The sequence below is a fragment of the Inquilinus sp. CA228 genome, from assembly GCF_052078665.1.
In the GTDB taxonomy this organism is placed as follows: Bacteria; Pseudomonadota; Alphaproteobacteria; order DSM-16000; family Inquilinaceae; genus Inquilinus.
The window spans coordinates 23443-30108 of the sequence record NZ_JBQJIK010000091.1; the positions used below are offsets into that span (position 1 = coordinate 23443).

At 71.1% G+C, this 6666-nt stretch carries 8 protein-coding genes; 4 read left to right on the forward strand and 4 right to left on the reverse strand.

Annotation, left to right across the window (positions count from 1 at the left end):
• Position 1 precedes the first annotated feature (1 nt).
• The 3 genes from ACTOWL_RS32610 to ACTOWL_RS32620 are packed head-to-tail and all read right to left on the reverse strand — an operon-like array spanning position 2 to position 2998.
• Positions 2 to 1291 (reverse strand): HlyC/CorC family transporter, encoded by a 1290-nt coding sequence (locus ACTOWL_RS32610; protein WP_441325463.1) that lies wholly within the window; start codon positions 1289 to 1291, stop codon positions 2 to 4.
• 6 nt (positions 1292 to 1297) lie between these two features.
• Entirely contained in the window at positions 1298 to 2404 is a 1107-nt protein-coding gene (gene aroB / locus ACTOWL_RS32615; protein WP_441325464.1) for a 3-dehydroquinate synthase, read from the reverse strand.
• Positions 2405 to 2413: 9 nt separating this feature from the next.
• Positions 2414 to 2998 carry a shikimate kinase gene (locus ACTOWL_RS32620; RefSeq protein ID WP_441325465.1) on the reverse strand — a complete coding sequence of 195 codons (585 nt, stop codon included), beginning with the start codon at positions 2996 to 2998 and terminating at the stop codon, positions 2414 to 2416.
• A gap of 176 nt (positions 2999 to 3174) precedes the next feature.
• On the opposite strand from ACTOWL_RS32620, the gene ACTOWL_RS32625 reads away from it, so the two are divergent.
• Both ACTOWL_RS32625 and ACTOWL_RS32630 read left to right on the forward strand, forming a co-directional pair.
• Entirely contained in the window at positions 3175 to 3366 is a 192-nt protein-coding gene (locus ACTOWL_RS32625) for a hypothetical protein (RefSeq protein ID WP_429224714.1), read from the forward strand.
• Between the two features lie 4 nt (positions 3367 to 3370).
• Positions 3371 to 4375: a site-specific tyrosine recombinase XerD gene (locus tag ACTOWL_RS32630; protein WP_441325466.1), complete on the forward strand. Its 1005-nt coding sequence runs from the start codon at positions 3371 to 3373 to the stop codon at positions 4373 to 4375.
• Here the strand turns inward: ACTOWL_RS32630 and ACTOWL_RS32635 are convergent.
• Positions 4372 to 4752: a GtrA family protein gene (locus ACTOWL_RS32635; protein ID WP_441325467.1), complete on the reverse strand. Its 381-nt coding sequence runs from the start codon at positions 4750 to 4752 to the stop codon at positions 4372 to 4374. The genes ACTOWL_RS32630 and ACTOWL_RS32635 overlap by 4 nt on opposite strands.
• A gap of 319 nt (positions 4753 to 5071) precedes the next feature.
• Here ACTOWL_RS32635 and ACTOWL_RS32640 point away from each other — a divergent pair, with 319 nt between their 5' ends.
• Positions 5072 to 5626: a GNAT family N-acetyltransferase gene (locus ACTOWL_RS32640; RefSeq protein ID WP_441325468.1), complete on the forward strand. Its 555-nt coding sequence runs from the start codon at positions 5072 to 5074 to the stop codon at positions 5624 to 5626.
• Between the two features lie 37 nt (positions 5627 to 5663).
• Positions 5664 to 6617 (forward strand): acetyl-CoA carboxylase carboxyltransferase subunit alpha, encoded by a 954-nt coding sequence (locus tag ACTOWL_RS32645; RefSeq protein ID WP_441325469.1) that lies wholly within the window; start codon positions 5664 to 5666, stop codon positions 6615 to 6617.
• The last annotated feature ends 49 nt before the right edge of the window (positions 6618 to 6666 follow it).

Genomic DNA, 6666 nt, shown 5'->3' on the forward strand with positions numbered 1-6666 from the left:
GTCAGCTTTCTTCGGGCTCGACCTCGGCCGGCGGGGTGACGCGCACCGCGGTGATCTGGTTGCGCTGCCGCCGCAGGATCTCGAAGCGGAAGCCGTGGAAGGTGAAGGCCTGGCCGACCTCCGGCAGGTGCCGCGCCTCATGCAGCACCAGCCCGGCGATGGTCGAGGCCTCGTCGTCCGGCAGCCGCCATTCGAAGCGGCGGTTCAGGTCGCGGATGGTGACCGTGCCGTCGATCAGGAAGCTGCCATTGGCCTGCGGGCGGACGCCGGCCACCGGCAGATCGTGCTCGTCGACGATGTCGCCGACGATCTCCTCCAGGATGTCCTCCAGCGTCACCACACCCTTCAGGTCGCCGTACTCGTCGACCACGATGGCGAAATGCTCGCGCCGGGTGCGGAAGGCGTGCAGCTGGTCCAGCAGGCTGGTGGTGTCCGGGATGAACCAGGGCCGGGTGGCGATGCGGCGGATGTCCACCCGATCCGGGTCGCCGCCGGCGGCCTGCAACGCCCGCAGCACATCCTTGGCGTGCAGCACGCCGATGATGTTCTCCAGCCCGCCCTGGCACAACGGCATGCGGGTGTGCGGGCTGTTCAGCATCGCCGCCACCACCTCGCGCGGGGTCAGCTCGACATCGATCGCCTCGACTCTGCGGCGATGGGTCATGATCTCGGAGACGTAGACGTCGCCGAGGTCGAGGATCGAGCGCAGCATCTGCCGCTCCTGCGCCACCTCGGCCTCGCTGCCGCGATGCAGCTCGATGGCGCCGCGCAGCTCGTCGACATAATCGGCCAGCCCGACCCGGTGCGGGTCGGCGCCGAACAGCCGCAGCACCCCGCGCACCAGCCAATTCACCAGCCGCACCACCGGGCCCAGCAGCCGCACCACGCCGCGCACCGAGGGCGCCACCGACAGCGCCGCCCGGTCGGCATGGCTGATGGCGTAGGTCTTCGGCAGCACCTCGGCGAAGACCAGGATCAGCACGGTCATCACCAACGTGGCCACCGGCACGGCCGGGGCGCCGAGCAGCGAGACCAGCAGGCTGGTGGCGAGCGAGGAGGCCAGGATGTTGACCAGCGTGTTGCCCAGCAGCAGGGCGCCGATCAGCCGCTCCTTCTGCTCGCGCAACCGGTTGACGATGCCGGCCCGCTTCAGCCCGTGCGTCTCCAGCTGGTGCATCCGCGCCCGGCTGGCGGCGGTCAGTGCCGTCTCGGAGCCGGCGAAGTAGGCCGAGACCACGAGCAGGACGACGATCCCGGCGAGGTGGAGCAGGAGGACGAGATCGTCGGACATGGGGGATCAGGCGGCGATGGCGTCGGCCAGCACCGCGGTGACCGGGTCGGCCGGCACCTCGCTGGTGACGAAGGCCTGGCCGATGCCGCGCACCAGGATGAAGGTCATGCGCCCGTCCCGGACCTTCTTGTCGCGGGTCATGTGGTGCAGCAGGGCGCCGACCGACCAGGCGCGGTCGCGGGCCGGGCGGGTCGGCAGGCCGACCGCCTCCAGATGACGCACCAGCCGGTCGCGGTCGGCGGCCGGGCACTGGCCGAGGCGGGCGGACAGGTCGAAGGCCATGACCATGCCGATCGCCACCGCCTCGCCATGCAGCAGCGCGTCGCCATAGCCGGTCTCGGCCTCCAGCGCATGGCCGAAGGTGTGGCCGAGATTCAGCAGGGCGCGCCGCGCCGCCTCGCGCTCGTCCTCACCGACGATCTCGGCCTTCATCTCGCAGCTGCGCTTCACGGCCTTGATCATGGCGTCGCCATCGCCGGCCAGCAGCTTCGGGCCGTTCTCCTCGAGCCAGGCGAAGAAGCCGGCGTCGCCCAGCGCGCCGTACTTCGCCACCTCGGCATAGCCGGCGCGCAGCTCCCGCGCCGGCAGGGTGGCCAGCAGGGCGGTGTCGGCCAGCACCAGCAGCGGCTGGTGGAAGGCGCCGATCAGGTTCTTGCCGTGCTTGCTGTTGACCCCGGTCTTGCCGCCGACCGAGCTGTCGACCTGGGCCAGGAGCGTGGTCGGAATCTGCACGAAGTCGAGGCCGCGCAGCGCCGTCGCCGCGGCGAAACCGGCCAGGTCGCCGACCACGCCGCCGCCGAGGGCGACCAGCAGCGTGCCGCGCTCGATCCCCAGCGCCAGAATCCGGTCCAGCAGCTCGGCCAGGACGGTCATCGACTTGGTCGCCTCGCCCGGTGGCACGGTCAGGGTCTCGGCCGCGATCCCGGCCGCGGCCAGCGACGCCTCCAGCGCCGCGCCGTGCAGCCCGGCCACCCGGGCGTCGGCGATCACGATCACCCGCTTGCCTCGGCCCAGCGCGGCGATGCGCTGCCCGGCCTCGGCCAGGGTGCCGGGGCCGATGACGATGTCGTAGCTGCGCGGGCCCAGCCCGACGCGGATGGTCTCTCGTGTCATCTCAGGGATTCAATCTGCCTGCCCCGCATGGGCTGTTTCGGTCGCGGCGGCCTCGGCCGCCAGATGGGCGTCAAGCGTGGCCAGCACCCGGTCGACCGTCTCCTCGACCGGGCCGTCGCGGCTCTCCACCGTCATGTCGGCCAGGGCATAGACCGGGTAGCGCCGCTCCATCAGCCCTTCCAGCAACGCCTTCGGGTCGCCTTGGCGCAGCAGCGGCCGGTTGCCGCGCTTGGCGGTGCGCGCCGCCAGCACCGCCAGCTCCGCCTTCAGCCAAACCGACAGGCCGTGCTCGGCGATCACCGTCCGGGTCTGCGGGTCCATGAAGGCGCCGCCGCCGGTCGACAGCACCTGCACCGGGTCGTGCATCAGCCGGGCGATCACCCGCCGCTCCAGGTCGCGGAAGGCGGGCTCGCCATAGCGCTCGAAGATGTCCGGGATGGTGCAGCCGGCCGCCGCCTCGATCTCGTGGTCGGCATCGATGAAGCCCAGCCCCAGCCGCGCGGCCACGCGCTTGCCCACCGCGGTCTTGCCGGCGCCCATCAGGCCGACCAGAACGAGGGTACGGGGCAAGGGACGGTGCAGCGTGGTGATCATCGATCCTCTTCCGGGGCCCGCCCAATCTATCTCAGGCAGGCGTGGCTGGCAGGGCGAGGCGATTTGCCGCCGCCCTGCCGACCGCCTAAGATAGGGTTGCGCCGGGCCCGCCGCATCTGCTTTCTCCAGCCCTGGCCCGCGCATCGGCCTGAATTCACATCTGTCAGGGGTCCGTCTTGTCCCGTCGTCGTTCGAAGTCCCGCTTTTCGCAGAGTTCCGGTGGCGGCGGTGGCGGCGGCCTCGGCCGGGTGCTGGCGATCGCCGTGCTGCTGGTCATCGTCGGCGGCGGGGTGGCACTCGCGGTGATCGACTTCCGGCCGCCGACCCAGACGGTCGAGAAGGTCATCCCGAACGACAAGTTCAAATAGCGCAGTGACCGAGGCCGCAGCCCCGAAGCGCCGCCGCGGCCGGCCGCCGGCGCCGCGGCTGCTGCCCCCGCCTGCGGTCGAGGCCTTCCTTGACATGCTGGTGGCCGAGCGCGGCGCCGCCGCCAACACCCGCGAGGCCTATGGCCGCGACCTGCTCGACCTGAACCGCTTCCTCGAGGGCCGCGGCGGCGCCGTCGACCGCGCCGTGACTGAGGATCTGCGCGCCTATCTCGGCGATCTGGCGCGGCGCGAGGGTGCGAAAGGCGGCCGCACCGCTGCGCGCACCGCGGCCCGCCGTCTGTCGGCGATGCGGCAGTTCTACCGCTTCCTGGTGTCGGAGGGCCGGCGCCAGGACGATCCCTCCGCCGCGCTCGATTCCCCGGCGCTCGGCCGGCCGCTGCCGAAGCTGCTGTCCGAGACCGAGGTCGAGGGCCTGATCGGCGCCATCTCGGGCCTGTTCGCCGATCCGGAGCGGCTGGCCGAGGGGCTGCGCCTGCTGGCCCTGCTCGAGACCCTCTATGGCGGGGGCTTGCGCGTGTCCGAACTGGTCGGGCTGCCGCTCTCGGCCCTGGGGCGGGACGGGCGGGTGCTGATCGTCCGCGGCAAGGGCGACAAGGAACGGCTGGTGCCGCTGTCGGAACCCGCGCGCGACGCCATCGTCGCGTATCTGCCGCATCGCGGCGTGTTCTTCGTCAAGGGCCGCGACCGCGGCTTCCTGTTCCCGTCGCGCACCGCGCGGGGCGGCTGCCTGACCCGGCAGCGATTCGGCCAGTTGCTGAAGGACCTCGCGGTCGAGGCCGGGATCGAGCCCAGCCGGGTCAGCCCTCACGTGCTGCGCCACGCCTTCGCCACCCATCTGCTGTCGCACGGTGCCGATCTGCGCTCAGTCCAGACCATGCTCGGCCATGCCGACATCGCCACGACCCAGATCTACACCCATGTGCTGGGCGACCGGCTGCAGAGCCTGGTGGCCTCGGCCCATCCGTTGGCCAAGGCCAGGCGGCCTTAGCTCAGAGGCCCGGCGAAGCTCCACAGCCGATTCGCCAGGAACCCCCAGGCCAGCACCACCAGTGTGGTCGCGGCCTGGGCCGGCAGATAGGGTGTACCGAGCCGGCCGACCAGCAGCGCCATCAGCAGGCCGGTCCAGGCGAAGCCGCCGGCGGCGACCAAAGCGAATCGCCAGGCCGCCTCGCGGTGCGGCCGGCCGCCGGCGAAGGTCAGCCGGCGATTCAGCGCATAGGAGACGAGGCCGCCGGCGACATAGCCGGCGAGCGTCGCCGGCAGCGGCGTTGCGGTGCCCGATTCGACCAGCCCGGCCAACACGGCATAGTGCATGGCGGTCGCCACCAGCCCGACTGCCGCATAGCGGGCGAACTGAAGGGGCATTTCTGGAATCTGGACGGCCTGCATTCGGCCTGTCCTGGCACGACGCCCGGCCGGCGTCACATGTCATTGCGGTAAGCCGGCTTCAGCATTTGCATTGACAGCCAGGCCCGGTTGCGGTTTCGCTGTCGTCGCTGAGTCCTCTTGGAACGGAACGACGTGATCCTGCTGCCCCCGACGCTGCGACGACGACGCCTGCAGCCCGCCCTTCGCGGCGCGGTGGCCTGAGGCGTTCCGGGGTGCCTGCGACACCATGATGCGGGCAGGACGGAAGCCGGTCGGCGCGCGAACCGACGCTCTCCGTTCCAAGGATCCTTCTCCAGTGTATCTCCTGAAGACCGAACGGCCGCGGGATGCGGCCGAAGTCGATGCTCTGCTCGACCTCGCCTTCGGCCCGAACCGGCAGACCAAGGTCTCGTACCGCTATCGCCAGGGCATCGCGCCGATGCGTGGCCTGTGCTTCGTGGTGCGCGAGGACGGCCGGCCCAGCGGCCGGATCCTGGGCTCGATCCGCTACTGGCCGATGCTGGTCGAGCCGGGCCTGCCGACGCTGCTGCTCGGCCCCCTGGCGGTGCGGCCGGAGCTGCGCGGCGCCGGCGTCGGCGCCGCCCTGATGCGCGGCAGCATGAAGCGGGCGGCCGATATGGGCCACCGCATGGTGCTGCTGGTCGGCGACCTCGCCTATTACGCCCGCTTCGGCTTCCAGCCGGCGGCCCCGCTGGGCTTCGTCATGCCGGACGAGCAGCCGCACCGGCTGCTGGTGGCGGAGCTTCGGCTGGGCGCGCTGGAGGATGGACCGGGCGGCACGCTGGTGCGGGCAGACGCCGCGGTCAGCCTTGCACAGATTTCGGTCTCAATGCGCGCGGCCCTGTGTTAGACAGCCCCCCGATCCCGAGGGCCAGTCTCAACGCGGAATGAAGACCTTTCTCGAATTCGAAAAGCCGATCGCCGAGATCGAAGCCAAGATCGAGGAGCTTCGGCACATCACCGACGCCGGCGAGCTCAACATCGCCGACGAGGTCTCCCGGCTTCAGACCAAGGTCGACAAGCTGCTGCGGGACACCTATCGCGGGCTGACGCCGGCGCAGAAGGTGCAGGTCGCGCGGCATCCGAATCGGCCGCATGCGCTCGACTACATCCAGGGCCTGATCACCGAGTTCCAGCCGCTGGCGGGCGACCGCGCCTTTGCCGAGGACCGCGCCATCATCGGCGGCCTCGGGCGGTTCCAGGGCCGCTCGGTGGTGGTGCTCGGGCAGGAGAAGGGCAACGACACCGAAAGCCGCATCCGGCACAATTTCGGCATGGCCAAGCCTGAGGGCTACCGCAAGGCGCAGCGCCTGCTCGACCTGGCCGACCGCTTCCACCTGCCGGTGATCACCTTCGTCGACACCGCCGGCGCCTATCCCGGCGTGGCGTCGGAGGAGCGCGGCGTGGCCGAGGCCATCGCCAAGTCGATCGAATCCTGCCTCAGGGTGCAGGTGCCGCTGGTCTCGGTGGTGATCGGCGAGGGCGGCTCGGGCGGCGCCATCGGCATCGCCGTGGCCGACCGGGTGCTGATGCTCGAGCACTCGATCTATTCGGTGATCTCGCCGGAAGGCTGCGCCTCGATCCTGTGGCGCAGCAGCGCGCAGAGCCAGGAGGCCGCGGCCGCCCTGAAGCTGACGGCGCAGGACCTGAAGCAGCTCGGCGTGATCGACGGCGTGGTCGAGGAGCCGGTCGGCGGCGCCCACCGGTTCCCGCAGCAGGCGATCGGCGCCGTCGGCGACGCGATCGGGTCGGCGCTGGCCGGGCTGATCGACCTAGACGGCAAGACCCTGCGCGGCAAGCGGCGCGAGAAGTTCCTGGCGATCGGCCAGAACCTGGGCTGACCGCTCTACCGAATACGCATCCGTCATCGCGAGCCCGTAAGGGCGTGGC

Excerpts from the sequence above, each read along its gene's own strand:
- ACTOWL_RS32610 (WP_441325463.1), bottom strand. The coding sequence starts at position 1,291 with ATGTCCGACGATCTCGTCCTCCTGCTCCACCTCGCCGGGATCGTCGTC.
- aroB (WP_441325464.1), bottom strand. The coding sequence starts at position 2,404 with ATGACACGAGAGACCATCCGCGTCGGGCTGGGCCCGCGCAGCTACGAC.
- ACTOWL_RS32620 (WP_441325465.1), bottom strand. The coding sequence starts at position 2,998 with ATGATCACCACGCTGCACCGTCCCTTGCCCCGTACCCTCGTTCTGGTC.
- ACTOWL_RS32635 (WP_441325467.1), bottom strand. The coding sequence starts at position 4,752 with ATGCCCCTTCAGTTCGCCCGCTATGCGGCAGTCGGGCTGGTGGCGACC.
- ACTOWL_RS32645 (WP_441325469.1), top strand. The coding sequence starts at position 5,664 with ATGAAGACCTTTCTCGAATTCGAAAAGCCGATCGCCGAGATCGAAGCC.